Raw genomic sequence first — 21007 nt, 5'->3', positions numbered from 1 at the left:
TCAGCCGGGGAACCGGCCGGAGCTGCGCAGGTGCCACCGGCGTTCGGCGTAGGCCAGGTCGTCCTTCCACAGCCGAGCCGCCGTCCGGCGCATGAGCGGCCGCAGCAGGGCCGCGCCGGCCCGGGCGACGGCGAAGCCGGGACGCTCGGAGGCGGCGACAACGGCCTCCGTCACCCTGGTCCGGGGCCGGCCGTCCCGGCCCGCCCCCAGGGGCGTCGCGTGGGTCTCCACCACGGAGCCCCGGCCTTCGCCCTCGGTGATGTGCATGACGACGGTCCGGGGCTCGGGGGCGGTGAACTCGGCGGTGACGGGAATGACGATCCGGTCGGTCAGGCGGAAGGACACCCGGACGACCAGGGCTTCGTCCCCTGACGACGACGATGACGACGTCGAAGACGGGCCCCGGGTTTCCAGGACGCGCAGGTCGACGAAGGAATAGGGGTGGAACCAGGCGCCGTGCCAGGGATCGAGGCGGTTGGCGACGATGTCCTCGGGCTCGCAGATCCCGGTGGCCTCGTAGACGCAGGCCACCGCGTGGCCGAGGTCGGGGCGCCGGGCCACGACGGGCAGCGGCAACGGCTCCTCCCGCCCGTGGGCGTCGAGCCGGACCCAGCACAGGACGCCGTCGTCGTGGGCCGGGTAGGCGGTCCAGCCCGCCGAGGGGCCGCCGTCCAGGGCCATTCCGTGCCAGTGGCACACGAGCGTTCCGCAGTGGACCCGGGCCTGCGCCAGCGGGGCCCCCAGGTGGGGGCAGATCCCGGAGCCGGCCACCAGGCGGCCGCGCCCGTCGCGCCACGCGACGATCTCCTCGCCGGCCACGGTGAATCCGTGCGGCTCCTCGGGCCCGATGTCACAGGAGGCGCCCAGCACGTACCAGTTGCCCGACGGCCGGGCGAGCGCACGCTCCAGCGACGCGCCGATGGCCCGGGGAGCGGCGGCGCGCCAGGTGGGTTCCTGCCGCTCCCAGGGGACGGGCGCCCGGCGGAGGCTGAGGGGGTAACGGCCGCGGCGGGTGCGTCTCGTGGTCACCGTGCCCCCTCCGTCACGTTCCGCGCCGCGCCCCCCGGCGCCGGCGGGGGCGTCGGCGCGGGTCGGGCCGGCGTCCGCCGCGGTGGCGCGCCGGAGAGGCGTCGGCGGGCGGCGGCGGCGCGTACCAGGCCCTGTCCGGCGATCACCGCGCGCCGGCGCCGGGGCACCGTCGAGCGCCGGTGGACCGAGGTGTACCCGTCGCGGGCGACGGCGTCGAGGATGTCCCCGTACAACACGAACGCGGTACGGACGCAGGGTCGGCTCGCGGGCTGCAGCAGTCCGATGCCGGGCTCCGCCCGCGCGTACACGCCCCTGGTGTGCGCGGCGGCGGCCTTGAGCGCCTTGGTGATGCGCGGATCGCCGCGCCCCGTCCCGCGGCTCCACAGCAGCAGGTCGCGGTCCACGCCGTGCGCGCCGAGGAGGTCCGACGGCAGGTAGACGCGCCCGCGGTCGAGGTCCTCGCCCACGTCCCGGATGAAGTTGGTCAACTGGAAGGCCTCGCCGAGAGCGGCGGCGTACGGCGCGGCCTCCTCCGGGGGACCGACCGCGCCGAGGACGGGCAGCATCTGCAGGCCGATCACGGCGGCCGAGCCGTGCATGTACTCGCGCAGGTGCCGCATCGTCGGATAGTCGGTGACGCTGAGGTCGCTGCGCATGGAGGCCAGGAAGTCGGTGAAGTGGACGGTCGGGATGCGGTAGCGCACGGCCGTGTCCGCCAAGGCCCGCACGACGGGGTCCTCGGTACGGCCGCCGGTCAAGGCCGTCGCGAGGGAGGCGGTGAGGTCGCCCAGGAGCCGCGAGCGCTGCTCCTCCGTGGCGTCGCCGAGGTCGTCGACGATGTCGTCCGCCCAGCGTGCGAAGCCGTAGAGGGCGTGGACGGCCGGGCGCCGGTCGGCGGGCAGCAGGCGCGTGGCGAGGAAGTACGTCTTGCCGTGCCGGGCGTTGAGGCGGCGGCAGGCGGTGTACGCGGCGCGCAGGGCCGGTTCGGTGATGCCGGCCGCGTCGAGTTCGCGTCGCGTCACGCCGGTGCTCCGTTCTCGGTGGATCGGGCCCGCGGGAGTGGGCGCGCCCCCGTGCCCGTGATGCGCGCGGCGGCGAGCTTGCCCGAGATCAGGACCGTGGGCACGCCGACGCCCGGTGTCGTACCGCAGCCGGCGAGGACGGCGTTCGACGTGCCCCGCACGAGGTTGCGCGGGCGGAAGGGACCGGTCTGGGCGAAGGTGTGCGCCGCGGAGAAGGGAGTGCCCGCGGCGTGGCCTTGCGCCGTCCAGTCGGCCGGCGTGACCAGGGCTTCCTCTTCGACGGAGGCCTCCAGACCGGTGAGGCCGCGGCGTTCGAGTACGTCGAGGAGTTCCCGCCGGTAGTGCGGTCCGAGCACGGCCCACCTTTCGGCCGAGGGGCCGATGTCGGTGTTCGGGCACGGCGCCAGGACGTAGTGGCTGTGCCGCCCGGCCGGCGCCAGGGACGGGTCGGTGACGGTGGGCCGGGTGATCAGGAGGGAGGGGTCGCTCATGAGTCGTCCCGACCGTGTCACCTCGTGGAAGGTTTCCTTCCACTTCGACCCGAAGAAGATCGAATGATGGGCGAGCCGGGACCAGGTGCGGTCGGTGCCCAGGTGCAGGACCACGGCCGAGGGGGAGTGCCGCAACCGCAGAGGGCGTCGCGGGGCCCCGCCGAGGAGCCCGTAGACCACCGGCAGGTCGGGGGTGAGGACGACCGCGTCGCAGGCGATGCGCTGCCGGTCGGTGACGACCGCGGTGATCCTCTCGCCGCGTCGCTCCAGCCGTGTCACGTCCTGCCCGTACAACAGGGTGGCGCCCGCGTCGGCGGCGGACTCGGCCATGGCCCGTGGCAGGGCGTGCATGCCCCCCGTGGGGAAGTAGACACCGGCGATGGTGTCCATGTAGGCGATGACCGCGTAGGCGGCCAGGGCGCGGGCAGGCGGGACGCCCGCGTACAGGGCCTGGAAGGAGAAGACCCGGCGCAGTCGCTCGTCCTTGACGAAGCGTCCGATGGCGGGATCGAGGCGGCCGAAGCCGCCGAGCGCCGCCAGCCGGGCCAGGTCGGGGTGGAGCAGTTGCCGGGGCGAATCGAAGTTCGTGTCGATGAACCGCCGCATCTGGGCGCGGTAGAGGTCCTGGAGCCAGCGGCGCAGCCGCCGGTACCCCAACGCCTCGCGGCTCCCGGCGAACCGTTCGATCTCCGCTTCCATCGCCTCCGCGCCGGTGTGGACGTCCAGCGTGCTGCCGTCCGCGAAGGAAGCCCGGTAGGCGGGGTGCAGGGGCGTGAGTTCCAGCCGTTCGGCCACGCTGTCGCCGACGGCCGCGAAGGCCTCTTCCAGCAGGTGGGGCATGGTCAGCACGGTCGGTCCCGTATCGAAGCGGAAGCCGCCCTTCTCCAGGCGTCCCGCCCTGCCCCCCGGCACCGCGGCGCGTTCCACCAGGGTGACCCGACGCCCCGCGCCCAGCAGGTGCAGGGCGGCGGCGAGGCCCGCCAGACCGGCCCCGACGACGACCACGTGGTCCGTGCGTCCCGTGACGGTCCTCATCGGCCGCCTCCCGCGCGCCGAACCGCCGCCGTCGGGGGCGACGCGAGGAGGTGGTGGCCCTCCTCCCGGGCGGGAAGCGGGGAAGCCACCTCGCGCAGGAGCCGTACCAGCGCCACCTGTCCCGGGCCGCGCAGCTCCGCCCGGGACAGGTGGCGCTCGGCGGTCGCGGCCAGTCTCCGGACGCGCCGTTCCACGCGGGCGACCGCACCGGTGGCCCGAAGGACCTCCCTGACCTCGGCCAGCCCGTCCTCGGTGAGGAAACGGTCACCAAGGGACCGGTCGAGGAGGCGCGCCGTGCGCGCGTCCGGCCCGGCGGCGGCCAGGGAGAGCGCCAGCGCCGCCAGATAGGTGTTCTTCCCGGCCCGGATGTCGTCGCCCGCCGGTTTCCCCGTGACCTCCGGATCGCCGAACACACCGAGCAGGTCGTCGCGGAGTTGGAAGGCGACCCCGGCGCAGCGCCCCGCCGCGCCCAGCGCCGCCGCGGTGGCGGCCTCCGCCCCGGCCATCGCGGCACCCAGGGCCATCGGCCGCTCCACCGTGTAGCGGGCCGTCTTGAGGCAGGCGGTGCGCAGGGCCAGCGTGGCGGAACGGGTACCCGTGGCCTGTGTGTACAGGTCCAGGTACTGCCCGGCCACCATCTCGGTCCGCATGAGCCGCCATATCTCCAGCACGGAGTCCCGTGTCCCACGGGGCAGGTCGGCGGCGGCCACGAGGTCGTCGGCCCACGCGAGGGCCAGATCACCGGCGAGGACGGCGGCGGACGCACCGAAGGCGCCGGGAGTCTCGCACCTGTCCGCGTACCGCGCTTCGAGCTGCGTGTGGAAGGACGGGCCGCCCCGGCGGAGCGCGGAGCGGTCCATCACGTCGTCGTGGACGAGGGCGCACGCCTGTATGAGTTCGAGGGCCGCGGCGACCCGCAGCAGCGCGGGGGTCAGGTCCTCGCCGGCCCCACAGGCACGGGCGGCCCACCACAGGAACCTCGACCGGTTGCGGCGCCCGCCGCGCAGGGTGAAGGCGGCGAGACGCTCGGCCACGTCGGAGGCGAAGACCGGATCGAGCGACCGGGCCCGGGCCAGCAGGGCGTCCAGGACGGTTTCGAGTTCCCTTCGCACCGCTGCGGGCACGTCCGCGTCCACCCGGTCGCGGGCAGGGCCCGCCGACCCGGCGCGCGCCGAGGCGGGTGCGTGTTCGAGAACGGCCTTCGGAATCAATTGCGGTCCTCCGTCGGGTGGGCGGCTGCGCTCTCGTTGGTTCGGCGGCCGATACGCCGTCGGATGCACGTGGCCGCCCGGATTCCTGTTCGTCCGTGCGGCCGTGATCCACCTGTGTCCTTCCCCGCCGGACGGTCGCCGGACGGCGCTTCCGCCCGGACGGCCCAACAGGAGACAGCCCGTAGTCCCTCGCCGTACGTCCGGCGACCACGGGCACGCGTACACCGCCGCCCCGCCCCACGCGGGCAGGCCCGGACCGGGCCGGGACTCCGCCGCCGGCAGGACCGGAGCAGGTCGGAGGGGCCGCCGGGGGCCGACGGGGTGGGGGAGGGGTCGGGGGCGTAGCGCCCGACCGGCGAGGGTAGGCGCCCGGCAGGAACCGCTTGCAGCAGCGGGAGGAGCCATGACCCGACGAGTCCACGAGGTGATGACGGGAAAGCCGGTGACCGTCGACAAGCTGACCTCACTGGCGGAGGCCGCGCGCGTGATGCGGGACGCCGACATCGGGGATGTCCTGGTCGTCGACGAGGGTCGGTTGCGCGGCATCCTGACCGACCGGGACCTCGTCATACGCGCCATGGCCGAGAACCGGGACCCCGCCCGGACGACGGTGCGGGACATCTGTAGCACCGAACCGATCACCATCAAGCCCGACGACGGCGTCGACGAGGCCAATGACCTCATGCGTCGCCACGCCTTGCGGCGCCTGCCCGTGCAGACCGGGGACGGGGAACTCGTCGGGGTCGTCACCCTGGGTGACCTCGCGGTGGAACGCGACCCGGGATCGGCCCTCGCGGCCATCGCCGCCGCCGATCCGGACACCTGAGGGTCCCTAGCCCCCGCACCCGAGCCCTGGCGCCGGGAGCCCGAGCCCCTCGGTCCGCCCGGGCCTTCTCCAGGATGCCGGTGCGTCGGCGCGGGAGGGGGGAACGGCATGCCGAGGGTCACTACGGTGGCTGCCGGGAGGCGGCGGCCTGGCCCTGCCGGGTGCGGGTGGTCCCCACCGGGCGCGTCGTCGTCGCGACAGCCTGGGCGGCCCCTTCGCCCACGTCCGGCCGGCGGGGTGAGCAGACCACGGACCACCAGGTGACCGGTTCGCCGGCCGCCGGACTGGAGGACGGCCGGTTGGTCGTTCCTCGGGCCGCAGGCCGAAGCGCTGGTGGGGCAACCGACCGACACCGCGGCCGGGGGCACCCGGTTCGACCTGCTTGACCTCGCCCTGTCGGCCCGACTCCGGCGCGGCCCCGTCCGGCGCCCGAGGTGGCCCACGCCCGGCGGCTGCCGTCCCACGCCGGCGGGGCGCTCCCGGTGAGCCGGATCGCGAGCGAAGTGGGTCGGGGCCAGGGCTGCTTGGTCCGCCGATTCACCGAACAGACAGGTCTGGCGCCCAAGACGACCGCCCGCGTACTGCGCTTCCACCGGGCCGTGGGACTGCCCACCCGCGAGCGCGCGCAGCCCACGGAGGCAACCGCCGTCTGCGGCTTCTACGACCAGGCCCATCTCAACCGCGAGTTCCGCGCCCCGGCCGGCTCCACCCCCGGCCGGATGGTCGCGGCCCGGGTCGTGGGCGAGCCGTCGCCCCGTGAGCGTCCGGGTCGGATTCGTCCAAAGTCGGTCGGTCCGCGCGTCGATGGTCTCCCCGCTCATGGTGGATCAGGCACCTGGGTTCGTGCGACGCCTCGCGGGTGGCCCGGGCGACGGTGAACCTGACGCGGAGGGGAGTCTTCGAGGGAAGACCTGCTGCGGGTCCTCGTGGCCGGCGCGCTCCCGGGCGCCTTGATGGGCGCGGTGGGGGCGCTCAGCCGGCGCAACCGCAGGCGTCGGGAAGGCGGTGACCCGCGCGGAGACCGAGGACCGCGCCGGCGGCAGGTCCGCCGCGGCGGACCTGCCCGGGCCGGACCCGACGACCGACCCGGGCAGCCGCTTCGACGCACGGGTTCGCCGACCTGGCCGGCGCTGACCGCCGTCACGTGCGGGGCGTCGTCACGCAGGGCCGTGATCCGGTCCCGCACGACGGCGCGGGACCGGCGGCGACTACCGCTGTGAGCGCTGCGCGTCGACGATCTGTCGCACGGAGCCGTCGACGTCCGCCCGGGCCTGGACCCGTTCGGCGAAGCCGGGGAACTGCCCGGCGATCGCGCTCAGCAACCGCAGTTCGAGGGGCGCCACGTTGACCTCGCAGCGGTCGCCGCGGACCGCCCGTACGACGCCGTCGGCGACCTGGCCGGGTGTCACGGTCCTGATGCCGTTCGGCGTGTCGGCACCGGTGGCCGCGAACATCCCCGCGTCGCGGACGAAGCCGGGCTGGACCAGCGACACCCCCACTCCCGTACCCCGGAGCTCTTGACGCAGGGCGAGGGCGAAGCCACGCAGGCCGAACTTCGTCGCGTTGTACAGGGAGGTCGACTTGGTCGCCGCCTTCCCGGAGATGGAACCGACCAGCACGATGTGGCCCCGACCGCGGGCCACCATCGGCGCCGCGAGCAGCCTGGACAACTGCATGGGAGCACGGAGGTTGACGTCCAGGGCGCGGTCGAGCTGCTCCTCGGTGTAGTCCAGGAGGTCGCCGCTGGCGGGGAGGGCGGCGTTGGCGACGAGGACGTCCGCGTCGGAGCAACTCTCGGAGAGCCGCACGACATCGGACCGGACGGCCAGATCGGCGACCACGGTACGCGCGCCCCAGGCGTCCGCGGCGGCCTTGAGGGCTTCCTCCCGCCGCCCGGTGACGGTCAGCCGGGCCCCCTCCGCCGTCAGACGTCCGACCAGGGCGGAACCTATCCCCCCGGTGGCCCCGGTGAGCAGAACGTTCGATCCGGATATGTCCACGACGACTCTCCCGTGCGGCGACCCTCTACTGTTCGTTCGAACGAACAGTAGGGATCGCCCCGCCCACTGTCCACACCCCGGGCGCCCCAACCGGCCGCCCCCGCAAGGGCACTCACATCGGCCGGTGGGGCAGAATGCCGACATGCCCCATGCTTCCGACACCCGCCAGAGCATCATCGACGCCGTATTGCGGATCATCGGGCAGGACGGCATCGCCGCCGTCACCAACCGTCGGATCGCGAAGCAGGCCGGGGTCTCCCTCGGCTCCGTCACCTACCACTTCACCACCCAGCACGAGCTGCTCCGCGAGAGCCTGCTGCACTTCGTGGCCGAGGAGACCCGGCACTTCACGACGCTCGCCGACGCCTGCACCGACGAAAGCTTCGACATCGGGCAGGCGGCCGAGGTGGTGGCGCAGGTCGCGGGCGGCAACGCCTTCGACAGCCGGCACATCGCGCCCTTCGAGTTGTACGTCCAGGCCGGTAGGGACGCACGGCTGCGCGCCGCCGCCGCCGAGTGTTTCGCCGCGTACGACCTGCTGGCCGCCCGCATCCTCGGCCGACTCGGAGTGCCCGACCCCGAGCGTCTGGCCGGCGTGGCCGTCGCCCTGGTCTTCGGACAGCAACTGCGCCGCCTGGCCACCGGCGCCCCGGCCGAGGACCTCGTCGACACCCTGCTGATCCTCACGAAGTTCACCCCGACGCAGGCCCCGTGAACACGCCCCCTACATCCCGCGTGCTCCGTCGATCCGCTCGCGGAGCAGGTCGGCATGTCCGTTGTGCCGGGCGTACTCCTCGACCATGTGGATGAGCACCCAACGCAGGGACACCGTTCCGCGCCAGGTGTCCTGACCCTGGACGTCCAGGTGCGGCGCGTGGCGGACGTAGTCGTCGGCGAAGGCCACCTCGTCCCGCCACGCCTGCCAAGCCGTCGCGATGTCGGCGGGAGTCGACGACGCGTGGTCGAAGTCCCCGTCGGGCTGGTGGGGGGAGGAGAACAGCGCGGGGGCGTCCTGTTCGGCCAGTACCCGACGAAACCATCGGCGCTCCACATCGGCGAGGTGCCGGACGAGGCCGAGCAGGGAGAGCGTGGACGGTTCGACGGAGCATCGGGATACCTCCGCACCGAGGCCCGCACACTTCAACTGCAACGTCGCGCGCTGGTCCGCGAGGAAGCCCAGCAGCATGCTCTTCTCGTCACCGGTCGAGGGACCGCTGAACCGGCGGTCGTACTGCACACCGTCGAACAACTCGGCTCTTCTTCGGGCAAAGGTCATGTCGTCATCATCCTGCACGGCCCCGACCGGTTCGACCAGGCGATTCCCCCGAACGTGTGCGCCGCGGACGCCACTTCACCCCCACACCACGCCGAGGAGGGGCCGTCTAGGGTAGGCGCATGACCTCACAGAACTACCTCTGCGAACTCTTCTCGCTGGAAGGCCGGGTCGCCGTCGTGACGGGCGGCAGTTCCGGGATCGGCCGGGCCATCGCCGGTGCTCTCGCCCGAGCGGGGGCGAGCGTGGTGGTCGTGGCGCGCAGGGAGTCGGAACTGGCCGCGACGGTAGACGAGCTGGCCGCGGAGGGCTGCCGGGCGGCCTGGGTGAGCGCCGACCTGAGCACCCGCGACGGGGTGCGGGCGGCGGCGGAGCAGGCGGCCGAGGTGTTCGGTGAGCCCGACATCCTCGTCAACAGCGCCGGAATCAACCTGCGACCGCCGATGGACGAGCTGGGCGAGGAGGTGTGGGACGCCACGATGGCGGTGAACCTGGAGGCTCCCTACCTTTTGGGCCGGCGGTTCGGGCCCGGAATGGCCGAACGGGGCTTCGGGCGGATCATCCACGTCACCTCCCAACAGGCGCACCGGGCGTTCGTCCAGAGCGGCGCCTACGGGGTCTCCAAGGGCGCGCTGGAATCGCTGGCCCGCTCTCAGGCCGAGGCGTGGTCGCCGTACGGCGTCACCTGCAACACGCTGGTGCCCGGCTTCGTGATGACCCCGCTCAACGCGCGCTTGTCCTCCGATCCGGAGAAGGTGGCGGCGCTGGCCGCGCGCACGATGGTCGGCCGCAACGGTCTGGCCGAGGACTTCGCCGGGGCGGCGGTGTTCCTGGCCGGCCGCGCCTCCGGCTACGTCACCGGCCAATCGATCTTCGTAGACGGCGGGCTGTCCGTCCACTGAGCCGCGATGCGGCCGGGAGACACCGTCATGGCGAGCGCCCCGGGGCCACACGCCCGGCGGCGCGGCGCTTCCACGAAATCGGCGGGTGCCGGGGAGAGACTGGGGGCCGACCGGACCAGGATGCTTCGACGCGGAGGACGAACGGGTGTACCGACCCGATGGCTGGGACACACGGGTGCGCATCGGAGTGCTCACCCCGCATGCCGATGTGGGGCCCGAATCCGAGCTGCGGGCCATGGCGCCCGACGACGTCGGCCTTCATACGGCCAGGGTCCCCTTCGGCGCGATGCGGCCGGGCGGCGCCATGGACCCGATGATCCCGCTCGCTCCCGTACGGGCCTTCGCGGAGCCTCCCCATGTCGACGACGCGGCGGAACTGCTGGCCGCCGCGCCCGTCGACGTGCTCGCGTTCGCGTTCACCAGTTCGGCCTACGTCACGGGAGCCGACGCCGAGGCGGCGATGCTGGAGCGGCTGTCCGGGCGGGCGCACGGCCTGCCGGTGGTCGGCACCTGCTCCGCCGTCACGCAGGCGCTGCGGGCCCTGGGAGTGGAGCGCATCGCCCTGATCGACCCGCCGTGGTTCAGCGCCGAACTGAACGACCTCGGTCGGGCCTACTACGAAGCGGCGGGCTTCGGCGTGGTGTACGCCGCTCCGTGCCCGCTCCCCAGCGGACAGCGGCTGATCCGGCCGGCCGAACTGCACGACCGGGTCGTCAGGCAGGTGCCGTCGGACGCCGAGGCGGTGGTCGTCGGCGGAAACGGGTTCCGCGCCGTCGGGGCGGTGGAGAGCATGGAACGGACCATGGACCGGCCGGTACTGGCGGCCAACCAGGTACTGCTGTGGGCCGCGCTCCGGGCCGCCGGGACGCTGGCCGAGGGGATCGACGGGTATGGCCGGCTGTTCCCGCTGACCGCCGAGGGGTGACCGAAGCCCGGCGCTCAAATGCCGATGTTGGCCAGAGCCACACCGATGCCGCGCAGTGCCCCGGCGACCCCGGGATGGTCGGCTTCGAAGCGTTCCGCCGACAGGCTCACGCCGTGGGTCAGGCCGGAATGCGACGTGGTGTCGCCGGTCCGGAGCCGGTCCTCGATCTTGTCGATCAGCGCCCGGATCTCCTCGCGCTCCCTCGGCGCGAGGGCCGGCTGCTCGTCGAGTCGCTCGCGCAGCGATTCCAGCCGGTGACGCAGGTCCTGCACAGACATCGGGTTCTCCTTCACTGGGCCTCAGGGCCCGACCGGGGCGGCGAAGCCCTGCGCGGCGCGGGCCGCCGGCGACTCCACTGCCCGGAAACGTCCCCTTGATCCTCCCCCGCGCCTGTCGTGCCGAACGGAAACGATCAGGATGTCGGGGCGTTTGAAACCGTCCCCGCGGTGCAGACGGGTCGTTGACAACGGCTTTATCCATCAAGGCAGGAGACGCATCATGGGCATTCTGGCGTGGATTTTCATAGGCCTGTTCGCGGGTCTCATCGCCAAGGCGCTGATGCCGGGCAAGGACCCGGGCGGCATCATCATCACCATGCTGATCGGAATCGCGGGCGGCCTGCTCGGCGGCTGGCTCGGCAAGGTCATCTTCGGCGTCGACTCCATCGACGGCTTCTTCGATCTCTCCACCTGGATCGCCGCCATCATCGGATCCGTCATCCTGCTCGCCGTCTACCGCCTCGTCACGGGCAACCGGCGCCACCACAGCCACGCGTGAGCGCCCCACGCACTTCTGCGCGAAACGGCTCCCCCTTCCCGAGGGTGGAGCCGTTTTCGTCGTCCGGACGAGGGGCTTCTCGTCCGGCGGCGGGCAACGGTTCCTGACAGGCGATATCCCAAAACGACGAAATCCGACATTCCAATTCACCTTGGATCGCACCCGGTTTGAGGCCGGCGCAGTCGGTCATACGCGGCAGGGAGGAAGTCATGGCCAACACATCTGACAACGACACAGAGAAGAAGGCGGACGGGGGGAAGCCCCCGCGCCCGGCAGCGGTGATTCTTTCGGCGATGCAGCAGCTGTCCCAGCTGCTCGGCCTGCCCGCCGAGGCGGTGAGCTCCTGTGAGCGCGTCGAAGACGGCACCTGGAAGCTGAAGGTGGAGATCGTCGAACTGCCCCGCGTTCCGGACACCATGACGCTGCTCGCCTCGTACGACGTGGAAGTCGACGGCGACGGCGAACTCATCGGCTACCGGCGTACCCGCCGCTACGAAAGGGGTCGTGCGGACCGTCGCTGACCCGGCGGCACACCCGGCCCCACCCTAGAGAAGGGAACCGGAAACATGACTGTCGTTCCTGCCCAGCCCGCGCCCGCCGCCTCCGGTGGCGGCGGCTCCAGCGGCCTGTACGACGTACTCGAACTCATCCTGGACCGCGGCCTCGTCATCGACGCGTTCGTCCGCGTGTCCCTGGTCGGCATCGAGATCCTCAAGATCGACATACGCGTGGTCGTGGCCAGCGTGGACACCTACCTGCGCTTCGCCGAAGCCTGTAACCGACTCGACCTCGAAGCGGGTCCCCGCAAGAGCCCGGGCCTGCCCGACCTCGTCGGCGAGATGACCGAGTCAGGGGCGCGGGGCAAGACCAAGGGCGCCCTGAGCGGCGCCGCGCAGACCATCTCCGACGCCTTCAGCCAGGCCCGTGACGAGGGTTCCGAGGAGAAGAGCGAGAGCCGGCCGCGCCGGCGCACCACCACCCGTCGGGAGGAGAAGGAATGAGCACCTACGTCTATGGCATCACGCGGGCCTCGCAGAAGCTGCCCGACAGCATCGAGGGGATAGGCGAGCCGCCCCTGCCGGTCCGAACCGTACGGGCCGGAGAACTGGTCGCCCTGGTCAGCGACGCCCCCGCGGAACTGAAGGCGAAGCGGCGCGACCTCCTCGCCCACCAGCGGGTCGTGATCCAGGCCCAGGTGAGTGGGCCCGTCCTGCCGATGCGCTTCGGCGGCGTCTCGCCCGACGACGAGGCCGTGGGCGCGGTCCTCAGCGAGCACCACGACGCCTACCTGGAGCGCCTGGGCCTCCTGGCCGGGCGTGACGAGTACAACGTCAAGGCCAATCACCACGAGGAAGCCGTCCTGTACGCCGTACTGGCCGCCGATCCCGAACTCCGTGCCCGCCACCAGGCCAACCGGGCGGCAGGCGGCGGCACCCACGAGGAGAAGCTGGCCTTCGGCGAACTCGTCGCCCGGGCCGTCTCGGAGCGGGAGCGAACCGACGCCGCACTGATCGAGCAGACCCTCGCCCCACTGGCCGAAGGAGTGCGCCGCGGCCCCGAGGGCACCGGTTGGCTCGCCAACTTCTCGTTCCTCGTGGACCGCGAGCGTCGGGAGGACTTCCTCGCGGCCGTCCGCGGCCTGCACGAGCAGCACGAACACCTCCAGGTACAGGCGACCGGACCGCTGCCCCCGTACAGCTTCGCCGAAGCGGGCTGAGGGCCGTGGGCCTGCTCAAGGAAGTGCTGCTGCTCCCCGCCGCGCCGCTGCGCGGGACCGGCTGGGTCCTGCGCCAGGTCGTCGCGGAAGCGGAGCGGCAGTACTACGACCCCGCCGTGGTCCAGCGCGAACTCGCCCGGCTCGTGGAGGCCTTCGAGGCAGGCGGTATGGACGAGTCCGAATTCGACCGCCGGGAGGACGAGCTCCTGGCCCGACTGGAGAACAGGATGCGACCGCAATGAACAACCGCATGGCAATGGGACTGGCAGTGAGCGCCGGCTATGTGCTGGGCCGGACCAAGAAGGCCAAGCTGGCCTTCGGTCTGACGACCCTGGTACTCGGCCGGAAACTCGCCCCCGACGGAGCTTCGGTCGCGTCGTTCATCGGCAGCCGCCTGGGCGACAGCCCCCAGCTCAAGGAGATACGCGAGCAACTGCGCACGGACTTGCGCGGGGTGGGCTCGGCGGCGGCGAGCGCCTTGGTCGACCGCCGGTTGGAAGCGGTCGCCGACCGGCTCCACGACCGCACGCTGGACGTACAGGACCGCCTCGCGGGCCTGACCGGTCGGGACGACAAGGACCGCGACACCGACGAGGCCGACGATGGCCGCGCCGCCGACGAGGCGGACCAGGCCGACCGGTCCGACGAGACGCAGGATGACGAGGGCGACGAGGACGGCGCCGACGAGCGTCCGGCGCGCAAGCGGTCGGCGCGCAAGCAGACTGCCGGCCGCACCGGCAGCCGCCGTACCGCGGCGTCCACCGCCAAGAGCCCGGGTGGGACGAAGCGCAAGAGCACCGACAGCGACGCCGATACGGACAAGCCGGCGGCCCGACGTACCGCCGCGAAGCGGTCCGCCGGCCGCGGCAGCCGGGGCGGTGACCGCGATGCCTGAGACCGCACTGGCACGGCTCAAGGACAGCCCCGCCGCCGACCGGGCCAAACAGGAGCTGGAGGCCTACCTCATGGCCCAGGCCGAACGCCTGCTGGCGGGCGCCGGCCGGGCCATGGGCCGCTCCACCGCACACCTGAACGCCCTGGCCGACGGCAGCAGTCCCGGACTCAAGGCCATGGCCCTGGACGGCGCCCGCAGGATGGGCAAGGGGCGCGGCCCCCTCCGGGCGGTCATCGAAGCCGGGGCGAAGCAGGCCAAGGACAAGACGACGGAGGCGGTGCGCGACCGGCTGGGCAGGCGAGGCGGCAAGCCCGGCGGTGGCCGTCCCACCGTCATCCTCGAATCGGTGGACGTGGGCGTACCCGTCAAGGACGCCTACAACCAGTGGACGCGGTATCGGGAGTTCCCGGACTTCACGCGAGCGGTCACCAGTGCCGAGGCCGCCGACGAGACCACCAGCAAGTGGAATGCCAAGATCTTCTGGTCGAAACGCAGTTGGACGGCGCACATCACCGAGCAGGTGCCCGACGAGCGCATCGCCTGGACCTCCGAAGGCTCCAAGGGCACCACGCGCGGCGTGGTCACCTTCCACGAGCTGGCGGTCGACCTCACCCGCGTCCTGCTGGTCGTCGAATACCACCCGCAGGGCCTCATGGAGAAGACCGCCAATCTCTGGCGCGCCCAGGGTCGGCGGGTACGCCTGGACCTGAAGAACTACGCCCGCTACCTCACCGTCAAGGGCGCCGCGCCCGACGGTTGGCGCGGCGAGATCCGCGACGGCGAACTCGTGGAGCCGCACCGGGACGACGAGGAGGAGCGCGAGGAGGCCGACGAGGTCGCGTACGACGACGTCTACGACGGCGAGGACGAGGAGGAGGTCGAGGAAGGGGAAGAGCAGGGCGCCTACGAGGACGACGGTTACGAGGACGAGGCGTACGAGGACGAGGACGAGGCCGACGCCTCCGCCGACGACGACCAGGCGGAACCGGAACCGGATGAGGAACCGGATGAGGAAACGGAAGAGGCGCCCGAGCCCGAGGACGAGCCGGAAGCCGCCCAGCCGCGCGGCCGCCGGGAAAACCGACGACGCGCATGAGCATGCCCTCCGGCCTGCCCCGGTCCTACGACGACAACTCCGGCGCCAACCTCGCCGACATCCTCGAACGCGTCCTCGACAAGGGCGTGGTCATCGCCGGTGACATCCGCATCAACCTCCTCGACATCGAACTGCTCACCATCAAGCTCCGCCTGGTGGTCGCGTCCGTCGAGCGGGCCAAGGAGATGGGGATCGACTGGTGGGAACAGGACCCCGCCCTCTCCTCCAAGGCCCGACACCGCGAACTGGGCAAGGAGAACGAGGAACTGCGCCGGCGCGTCGCGGAACTGGAAGCGCGCCAGGAGGAACTCCCGTGACGGACGAACTTCTCTACGTCTACACCGTCCTGCGGAGCGCGCCGCCGCCGTCCCCGCCCCTGGCACTCGACGCCCGGGCCCGTCTGGGCCGCGGCCTTGGACTGGTCGAGTACCGGGGGCTCGCGGCAGTCGTGGAACCGGTGGAGGCGGTCGACTTCGACGAGGAGCCGTTGCGCGCGCACCTGGAAGACCTGGACTGGCTGGCCGACGTGGCGCGGGCCCACCACGACGTGGTCGCCCACGTCGGCCACCGGACCACCACGGTGCCCCTCCGATTGGCGACCCTGTGCCGGGGCCGCTCCGGGGTGCGGCGGATGCTGGCCGACGCCTACGAGGTCCTCGGCGAGGCGCTGGAACGTGTGACGGACGCGGAGGAGTGGGGCGTCAAGCTCTACGCCCAGCCCGCCGCGCAGCCCGCCTCGCCCGACACCCCGCCCGCCGAGTCGGGCCCGGGCGCCGCTCCGGCCCCCTCCGGCCGCGACTACCTGCGCCGCCGCCTGGCCCACCGGCGCGCCGAGGCCGACCGCACCGGCGAGGCCCGGCGGGCGGCGGAGGCCCTCCATCAACGGCTCACCGGCGAGGCGTCCGGGGCGGTGCTCCACCCGCCCCAGCAGCAGCAACTCTCCCAGGCTCCAGGACAGAACGTCCTCAACGCCGCCTACCTCGTGCCCACCGCCCACCGCCAGGCATTCCTCGACCGCGTCCCGGCGGCCGACGACCTGCCCCCGGGCGTCCGGGTGGAGGTCACCGGCCCCTGGGTGCCCTACTCCTTCACCCATACGACCGCACCCGCCCCATCCGCCGAGTCCACATGATCGGGGACCAGGACATCGCCCTCGTCGATCTCCTCGACCGCCTGTTGGCGGGCGGTGTGGTCCTCGCCGGTGACATCACCCTGCGCATCGCCGATGTCGACCTCGTACGCATCGACCTCAAAGCCCTGATCAGCTCGGTGAACGACAACGTCCCCTCACCATGGACGGAAGGAACGCCATGAGCCGCCCGCAGCGGGTGGACCTCGACCCCGACACCGTCGAACGCGACCTGGCCCGCCTCGTGCTGACCGTCATCGAGCTGCTGAGACAGCTGATGGAGCGCCAAGCGCTGCGCCGGGTCGAGACCGGCGGTCTCTCGGAGGACCAGGAGGAGCGCCTCGGCCTGACGCTGATGCTCCTCGAAGACCGGATGGAACTCCTCCGCAGTCGTTTCGGACTGCGGCCCGAGGACCTCAACATCGACCTCGGTCCCTTGGGGAAGCTCCTGTGACCGCCGCTGATTTACCCGTACGGAGGGGTTTATCGTACGGCGATCCGGTCACACGCTGGACATGACCGAATCGGAAAAGTCCACCAACAGCAGTTCCACGTCCGCGAGTTCCTCCAACGGAACCAAGGCCCGCTCGCGGGCCGCCGGTGCGGCGCGCGAGGGCGCGAAGGCGGCCTCCGACGCGGCGAGCGGTACCACGAGCACCTTCACCGCCCTGCCCGCACCACTGGCCCAGAAGACCGCGGCCGCCGCCCAGGCGGTGCGCGGCAGTGTCGGCCGGGCCGGTTGGGTCTGGACCGCGATCCGGGCCCGAAAGGCCATCGCGGCCGGGGCCGCCACCGCCGGCGCCGCGGCCGTGACCACCGCCTACACCCTGGGCCGCCGCTCGGGCCTGCGCCGTCGGGGCCCGCTCTCACGGCTCACCGGCGGCCGCATCTGACCGGTACGGACGTCCGAACGGCCGGGGAGCGGTGTCGCGGTACTCGCGAGCCGCTCCCCGGCCGTTCCGCGGGCTCACCGGCTCGGCCGGTGAGCCCGCATCGCGCGCACGCGACCGGCGGCGGCCGGCTCATGACGTCAGCTTCCGCCAAGTCGGCCGGCACCTCGGAGACGAAGGTCGGGTCCGGGTCACCGACCGGCGGCGCGAGAACCACCGTTCCACGCCCGCGTCCTGTGCTTCGCCCCCGCTCCCGGCCGCGTTTCTGTATCCCGAGCAGCTTGCCGACGGCCACCTTGACCTCCTCGAAGCGGATGAGTCGGGCCCCCGCGGCCTCCTCCTCGCTGACGGCGGGCACCCGCTTGCCCAGGCGGGAAAGGGCCGCGGGCTCGCGCGGGCGGCGAACGACGCCGGCCACGCCCACAATTCGGCAGCCGTCAAGTGCGGCGGGTCGACCGTGGCCGAGTCGGTGACGGCGGACCACCTGATCCCCGGCGTCGACGTACGAACGGTCCTCGGCAGACGCGTCAACGCCGTGTCGCTGCCGATGCGGGCCGGCCCGTCGAGTCCCGCGACGGCCCGTCGGTGGCCGCCTTCGCCCGGCCGGGCGCGGATCAGGGGCGCAAGGGACCGCACGGTCCCGGCGTCCCCGTGCCGGCCGAGCGCGGGAATGTCATCCCGAGAGGACGGCGCGGGCGAGGAAGCGGTGTTCGGCGTCGTCGTAGACCGTCAGCCGCCAACCCGTCGCGTCCGGCATCGGCCGGAGGTTCGGTTCGGCGAGCAGGTCGTCCGGGCCGAGGGGGCGGCCGTGGCGGGCGGCCCGCTCGGCGCGGGCCGCCGGGTGGAAGGGGAGGAGGGCGGCGTCCGCCGCGGCTACCCGTGCCCACTCGCGCAACGCGGCGCGCGGGCGGGGCAGGTGGTCGAGGAGTCCCGCGGCGAAGACGCCGTGCACCGACGCCGTGGCGAGGGGGAGGCGGGTGCAGTCCGCCAGGAGGAACCGCCCCGACTCGCCACGGCCGATACGGGCGGCCGCGGTGAGGATGGCGTGGGTGACGTCGACACCGAGGACGCGGCCTTCGCCGCCGACGGCGCGCGCAGGGCGGGCATCGCGCGACCGGTACCGCAGCCCGGATCCAAGGCGGTCTGCCCGCGCCTCAACCCCATCCGGGCGACGGCGGACTCGTAGACCGGAGTCTGGTGGGGCCTCCCGCGCCCCAAGCCCCGGCCCGCTGGGTGAAGAAGGCGCGGACGGCCGTGGTCCCGGCGCGAGCCGCCGCGAGGGCCACGAACCGGGCCGGCACCCGGCCCCACCACGGTTCCGGCGCGGTCGGTCCCGTGGCCGTCTCCTCGTCCGCTGCCGCGCAGTCGACTTCCAGGGGGAACCGCAGCCCCCAGGCGCCGGCGCCGATACGGAACGCCTGCACGGCGTGGCGGTCGTCCGAGGCCAGGACGACGGCGCCCTGCGGGAGTTCCAGCCGGTCGCGGTTCCGCCGAGGCACGTACGGCCGGCCGGGCAGGCGGGCGAACAGGGGATCGGAGGCGGCGGCCGAAGTGACCTTCAACGGCGCCCAGCCGAGCCGCGGGTCCACCGGGAAAGGGGCGGCCCCACCCGCCGCGGTGGCCAGCCGCCGGGCGCCCTGGCAGACGCCGAGCACGGGCACTTCCGCGTCCAGCGCGGCGCGCAGCAGTGTGAGTTCGGCGTGGCGAGCGGTGGCGCCTTCGTCCGCACGCGGGTCGTCCGGGTCGCCCGTCACCACCAGCGCGTCGACCCCGGTGAGGTCGCCCGGAAGGTCGCCCGCCCACACCCGGTGGACGCGGAGGTCCAGCCCGGCGGCTTCGGTGGCGACGACGAAGGCGTGGGGGGCTACCCCTGGTGTGTGCTGGAGGATCACGACGGCCACCTGGCACTCCTTACCTGCGAGGCGAAGCGACGATCAAGCACCGCACATACGTCATGGTGCATCAAAATGCGCCGCGTATGCCATATCGATGCCGGCGCGGGAGGGGCGTGTGCGGCGGACGGCTCGATCAGGAATCGACAAGCGCCTTACGCGGCAACGGTTCTAACCTCTCGTCATGGACCTCACCATTCACACGACCACCCTGCCGCACGACGACCCGGACGCGGCGATCGCCTTCTACCGGGACGTTCTCGGGTTCGAAGTCCGAAGCGATGTCGGGCAGGGCCGGATGCGCTGGGTCACGGTCGGCCCTGCCGGTCAACCCGACACCTCCCTCCTCCTCGCGCCGCCGGCCGCGGACCCGGGAATCACCGAGGACGAGTCCCGCACCATCACCGAGATGATGGCCAAGGGCACGTACGGCTGGATCCTGCTGGCCACCACCGACCTCGACGCCACCTTCGAGAAGGTGCAGGCCGGCGACACCGAGGTCGTCCAGGAGCCGACCGAGCAGCCGTACGGTGTCCGCGACTGCGCCTTCCGCGACCCCGCCGGGAACCTGATCCGCATCCAGGAAGTCCGCTGAGACCCCCGCGGGCGCCCGGAGTGCCTGCCCCGGCCCCTGCCCCGGGGGCTCGCGGGCGTCGACGGACAGGCCGGAACAAGAAAGGAAGGGGAGGGACCGCATGTGCAAGCCCGAGTGGCGGCGCGCACGCGTCGATGCGCAGCGCCTGACCGATCTCGCGCGGCTGCGCCGCGTCCGGGACCGGATCGACAGGGAGTACGCGCAGCCGCTGAACGTGGAGGCGCTCGCCCGCGGTGTGCACATGTCCGCCGGGCACCTCAGCCGGCAGTTCCGGACCGCCTACGGGGAGTCGCCGTACTCGTACCTGATGACGCGCCGCATCGAGCGCGCGACCGCGCTGCTGCGACGTGGCGACCTCAGTGTCACCGACGTCTGTTTCGCGGTCGGCTGCGCGTCATTGGGCACGTTCACGACCCGCTTCACCGAGTTGGTCGGGATGCCACCAGGGGTTTTCCGCCGCCGCATGGCCGCTGCGGCGGCCGACGGCACGGATGTCTCGGACCCGGCCGGCTCCGAGACGGGGGCCGCGGTCACGGTGGAGGGGATGCCGGCGTGCGTGGCGAAGCAGGTGACCAGACCGATCAGGATTCGAGAAGCGCCGGCGGTCGAGCGGCCCCTAGCGTGAGGGTCATGACAACCACCGAATCCACCGCATCCACCGCCTTCCTCTCGTCCGTCACCCTCGAAGTGGCCGACCCCGAGGCCGCCCACCGCTTCCACACGGCCTTCGGGGTGGACGCCTACGTGGGCGTGCGGGCCTCCCAAGCCCCCTCGACCGGGTTCCGCGGCTTCACGCTGGCGCTCACGGTGTCCCGTCGGGCCACCGTCGACAGCTTCCTCGACGCCGCCGTGAACGCCGGCGCCAGGGTGCTCAAGCCCGCCGCCAAGTCGCTGTGGGGCTACGGCGGCGTCGTCCAGGCGCCGGACGGGACGATCTGGAAGGTCGCGACCTCGGCGAGGAAGGACACCGGCCCGGCCACGCGCGAGATCGACGAGGTCGTGCTCCTGCTCGGCGTCGGGGACATGAAGGCCGGCAAGCAGTTCTACGTCGACCGGGGGCTGACCGTGGCCAAGAGCTTCGGCGGCAAGTACACCGAATTCGCCGGCGGCGAGGGTCCCGTCAAGCTCGCGCTGTACAAGCGCTCCGGCCTGGCGAAGGATGTGGGCGTCCCGGCCGACGGCACCGGCTCGCACCGCATCGTCCTCGGCAGCACCGCCGGGTCCTTCACCGACCCGGACGGATTCGCGTGGGAGGCGTCCGCGCCGTCCGAACCGTCCTGACTCCCGTCCGCCGCGCCGCGC

Annotated in this window: 29 protein-coding genes; 20 read left to right on the top strand and 9 right to left on the bottom strand. The window is 72.7% G+C overall.

Translation table 11 applies throughout. The annotated features are described in order from the left end of the window. From E6R62_RS23195 to E6R62_RS23180, 4 genes are read right to left on the bottom strand one after another with little or no spacing between them, the layout of a single operon-like run. Positions 1 to 1029: a DUF5914 domain-containing protein gene (locus tag E6R62_RS23195; RefSeq protein WP_136215442.1), complete on the bottom strand. Its 1029-nt coding sequence runs from the start codon at positions 1027 to 1029 to the stop codon at positions 1 to 3. Further along, complete coding sequence (locus E6R62_RS23190) at positions 1026 to 2051, bottom strand: phytoene/squalene synthase family protein (RefSeq protein WP_136215441.1); 1026 nt, start codon at positions 2049 to 2051, stop codon at positions 1026 to 1028. The genes E6R62_RS23195 and E6R62_RS23190 overlap by 4 nt, the downstream gene beginning before the upstream one ends. Next, on the bottom strand, positions 2048 to 3577 hold the full coding sequence (crtI, locus tag E6R62_RS23185) for a phytoene desaturase family protein (RefSeq protein ID WP_136215440.1): 1530 nt from the start codon (positions 3575 to 3577) through the stop codon (positions 2048 to 2050). Before crtI ends, E6R62_RS23190 begins: the two co-directional genes overlap by 4 nt. Beyond that, complete coding sequence (locus E6R62_RS23180) at positions 3574 to 4788, bottom strand: polyprenyl synthetase family protein (RefSeq protein WP_240801830.1); 1215 nt, start codon at positions 4786 to 4788, stop codon at positions 3574 to 3576. The genes crtI and E6R62_RS23180 overlap by 4 nt, the downstream gene beginning before the upstream one ends. 403 nt (positions 4789 to 5191) lie before the next feature. On the opposite strand from E6R62_RS23180, the gene E6R62_RS23175 reads away from it, so the two are divergent. Continuing rightward, complete coding sequence (locus E6R62_RS23175; protein ID WP_136215438.1) at positions 5192 to 5614, top strand: CBS domain-containing protein; 423 nt, start codon at positions 5192 to 5194, stop codon at positions 5612 to 5614. A 434-nt stretch (positions 5615 to 6048) separates the two neighbouring features. Then, entirely contained in the window at positions 6049 to 6492 is a 444-nt protein-coding gene (locus tag E6R62_RS23170) for an AraC family transcriptional regulator (protein ID WP_306432458.1), read from the top strand. A gap of 330 nt (positions 6493 to 6822) precedes the next feature. Here E6R62_RS23170 and E6R62_RS23165 read toward each other — a convergent pair whose 3' ends face one another. Then, the gene (locus tag E6R62_RS23165; protein WP_136215437.1) at positions 6823 to 7614 is read right to left on the bottom strand and encodes an SDR family oxidoreductase; all 792 of its coding nucleotides are present in this window, start codon (positions 7612 to 7614) and stop codon (positions 6823 to 6825) included. A gap of 142 nt (positions 7615 to 7756) precedes the next feature. Here E6R62_RS23165 and E6R62_RS23160 point away from each other — a divergent pair, with 142 nt between their 5' ends. After that, positions 7757 to 8329 (top strand): TetR/AcrR family transcriptional regulator, encoded by a 573-nt coding sequence (locus E6R62_RS23160; RefSeq protein ID WP_136215436.1) that lies wholly within the window; start codon positions 7757 to 7759, stop codon positions 8327 to 8329. 9 nt (positions 8330 to 8338) lie between these two features. On the opposite strand, the gene E6R62_RS23155 is transcribed toward E6R62_RS23160, so the two are convergent. After that, entirely contained in the window at positions 8339 to 8890 is a 552-nt protein-coding gene (locus E6R62_RS23155) for a DinB family protein (RefSeq protein WP_136215435.1), read from the bottom strand. Positions 8891 to 9009: 119 nt separating this feature from the next. Between E6R62_RS23155 and E6R62_RS23150 the strand changes: the two genes are divergently transcribed. Next, positions 9010 to 9789: an SDR family NAD(P)-dependent oxidoreductase gene (locus tag E6R62_RS23150; RefSeq protein WP_136215434.1), complete on the top strand. Its 780-nt coding sequence runs from the start codon at positions 9010 to 9012 to the stop codon at positions 9787 to 9789. A gap of 145 nt (positions 9790 to 9934) precedes the next feature. Further along, positions 9935 to 10714, top strand: a complete 780-nt coding sequence (locus tag E6R62_RS23145; RefSeq protein WP_136215433.1) for a maleate cis-trans isomerase — start codon at positions 9935 to 9937, stop codon at positions 10712 to 10714. Between the two features lie 14 nt (positions 10715 to 10728). Here the strand turns inward: E6R62_RS23145 and E6R62_RS23140 are convergent, their stop codons facing one another. Beyond that, on the bottom strand, positions 10729 to 10992 hold the full coding sequence (locus E6R62_RS23140; protein WP_136215432.1) for a DUF4404 family protein: 264 nt from the start codon (positions 10990 to 10992) through the stop codon (positions 10729 to 10731). Between the two features lie 220 nt (positions 10993 to 11212). Here E6R62_RS23140 and E6R62_RS23135 point away from each other — a divergent pair, with 220 nt between their 5' ends. The 12 genes from E6R62_RS23135 (at position 11213) to E6R62_RS23080 (ending at position 17221) form a co-directional block, all read left to right on the top strand. Further along, positions 11213 to 11491: a GlsB/YeaQ/YmgE family stress response membrane protein gene (locus tag E6R62_RS23135; RefSeq protein ID WP_136215431.1), complete on the top strand. Its 279-nt coding sequence runs from the start codon at positions 11213 to 11215 to the stop codon at positions 11489 to 11491. Positions 11492 to 11700: 209 nt separating this feature from the next. After that, complete coding sequence (gene gvpO / locus E6R62_RS23130; protein WP_136215430.1) at positions 11701 to 12012, top strand: gas vesicle protein GvpO; 312 nt, start codon at positions 11701 to 11703, stop codon at positions 12010 to 12012. Positions 12013 to 12057: 45 nt separating this feature from the next. Then, complete coding sequence (locus E6R62_RS23125) at positions 12058 to 12492, top strand: gas vesicle structural protein GvpA (RefSeq protein ID WP_136215429.1); 435 nt, start codon at positions 12058 to 12060, stop codon at positions 12490 to 12492. Beyond that, positions 12489 to 13208 carry a GvpL/GvpF family gas vesicle protein gene (locus tag E6R62_RS23120; RefSeq protein ID WP_136215428.1) on the top strand — a complete coding sequence of 240 codons (720 nt, stop codon included), beginning with the start codon at positions 12489 to 12491 and terminating at the stop codon, positions 13206 to 13208. The genes E6R62_RS23125 and E6R62_RS23120 overlap by 4 nt, the downstream gene beginning before the upstream one ends. A gap of 5 nt (positions 13209 to 13213) precedes the next feature. Beyond that, the gene (locus E6R62_RS23115; RefSeq protein ID WP_136215427.1) at positions 13214 to 13450 is read left to right on the top strand and encodes a gas vesicle protein GvpG; all 237 of its coding nucleotides are present in this window, start codon (positions 13214 to 13216) and stop codon (positions 13448 to 13450) included. An 8-nt stretch (positions 13451 to 13458) separates the two neighbouring features. Continuing rightward, the gene (locus E6R62_RS23110) at positions 13459 to 14103 is read left to right on the top strand and encodes a DNA primase (RefSeq protein WP_136215426.1); all 645 of its coding nucleotides are present in this window, start codon (positions 13459 to 13461) and stop codon (positions 14101 to 14103) included. Further along, complete coding sequence (locus tag E6R62_RS23105; RefSeq protein ID WP_136215425.1) at positions 14096 to 15199, top strand: SRPBCC family protein; 1104 nt, start codon at positions 14096 to 14098, stop codon at positions 15197 to 15199. The genes E6R62_RS23110 and E6R62_RS23105 overlap by 8 nt, the downstream gene beginning before the upstream one ends. Next, positions 15196 to 15516: a gas vesicle protein gene (locus E6R62_RS23100; RefSeq protein WP_136215424.1), complete on the top strand. Its 321-nt coding sequence runs from the start codon at positions 15196 to 15198 to the stop codon at positions 15514 to 15516. The genes E6R62_RS23105 and E6R62_RS23100 overlap by 4 nt, the downstream gene beginning before the upstream one ends. Beyond that, complete coding sequence (locus E6R62_RS23095) at positions 15513 to 16331, top strand: GvpL/GvpF family gas vesicle protein (RefSeq protein ID WP_136215423.1); 819 nt, start codon at positions 15513 to 15515, stop codon at positions 16329 to 16331. Before E6R62_RS23100 ends, E6R62_RS23095 begins: the two co-directional genes overlap by 4 nt. Beyond that, complete coding sequence (locus E6R62_RS23090; protein ID WP_136215422.1) at positions 16328 to 16513, top strand: gas vesicle protein; 186 nt, start codon at positions 16328 to 16330, stop codon at positions 16511 to 16513. The genes E6R62_RS23095 and E6R62_RS23090 overlap by 4 nt, the downstream gene beginning before the upstream one ends. After that, on the top strand, positions 16510 to 16782 hold the full coding sequence (locus E6R62_RS23085) for a gas vesicle protein K (RefSeq protein WP_136215421.1): 273 nt from the start codon (positions 16510 to 16512) through the stop codon (positions 16780 to 16782). The genes E6R62_RS23090 and E6R62_RS23085 overlap by 4 nt, the downstream gene beginning before the upstream one ends. 61 nt (positions 16783 to 16843) lie before the next feature. Further along, entirely contained in the window at positions 16844 to 17221 is a 378-nt protein-coding gene (locus E6R62_RS23080; protein ID WP_136215420.1) for a hypothetical protein, read from the top strand. Positions 17222 to 17891: 670 nt separating this feature from the next. Here the strand turns inward: E6R62_RS23080 and E6R62_RS41025 are convergent. Together E6R62_RS41025 and E6R62_RS41020 are read right to left on the bottom strand one after the other, a co-directional pair. Next, positions 17892 to 18260: a methyltransferase domain-containing protein gene (locus tag E6R62_RS41025; protein ID WP_240801842.1), complete on the bottom strand. Its 369-nt coding sequence runs from the start codon at positions 18258 to 18260 to the stop codon at positions 17892 to 17894. A 112-nt stretch (positions 18261 to 18372) separates the two neighbouring features. Further along, complete coding sequence (locus tag E6R62_RS41020) at positions 18373 to 19119, bottom strand: type 1 glutamine amidotransferase (RefSeq protein ID WP_240801829.1); 747 nt, start codon at positions 19117 to 19119, stop codon at positions 18373 to 18375. Positions 19120 to 19294: 175 nt separating this feature from the next. Here E6R62_RS41020 and E6R62_RS23070 point away from each other — a divergent pair, with 175 nt between their 5' ends. The 3 genes from E6R62_RS23070 (at position 19295) to E6R62_RS23060 (ending at position 20986) form a co-directional block, all read left to right on the top strand. Then, the gene (locus E6R62_RS23070; protein WP_136215419.1) at positions 19295 to 19705 is read left to right on the top strand and encodes a VOC family protein; all 411 of its coding nucleotides are present in this window, start codon (positions 19295 to 19297) and stop codon (positions 19703 to 19705) included. A gap of 100 nt (positions 19706 to 19805) precedes the next feature. Further along, positions 19806 to 20330 (top strand): helix-turn-helix transcriptional regulator, encoded by a 525-nt coding sequence (locus E6R62_RS23065; RefSeq protein WP_136215418.1) that lies wholly within the window; start codon positions 19806 to 19808, stop codon positions 20328 to 20330. 5 nt (positions 20331 to 20335) lie between these two features. Beyond that, a complete protein-coding gene (locus E6R62_RS23060; RefSeq protein WP_136215417.1) occupies positions 20336 to 20986 on the top strand; it encodes a glyoxalase in 651 nt (216 codons plus the stop codon). Positions 20987 to 21007: the final 21 nt, after the last annotated feature.

Source organism: Streptomyces sp. A1136, from assembly GCF_004795055.1.
In the GTDB taxonomy this organism is placed as follows: domain Bacteria; phylum Actinomycetota; class Actinomycetes; order Streptomycetales; family Streptomycetaceae; genus Streptomyces.
This window is presented reverse-complemented; position numbering and strand designations above follow the sequence as displayed.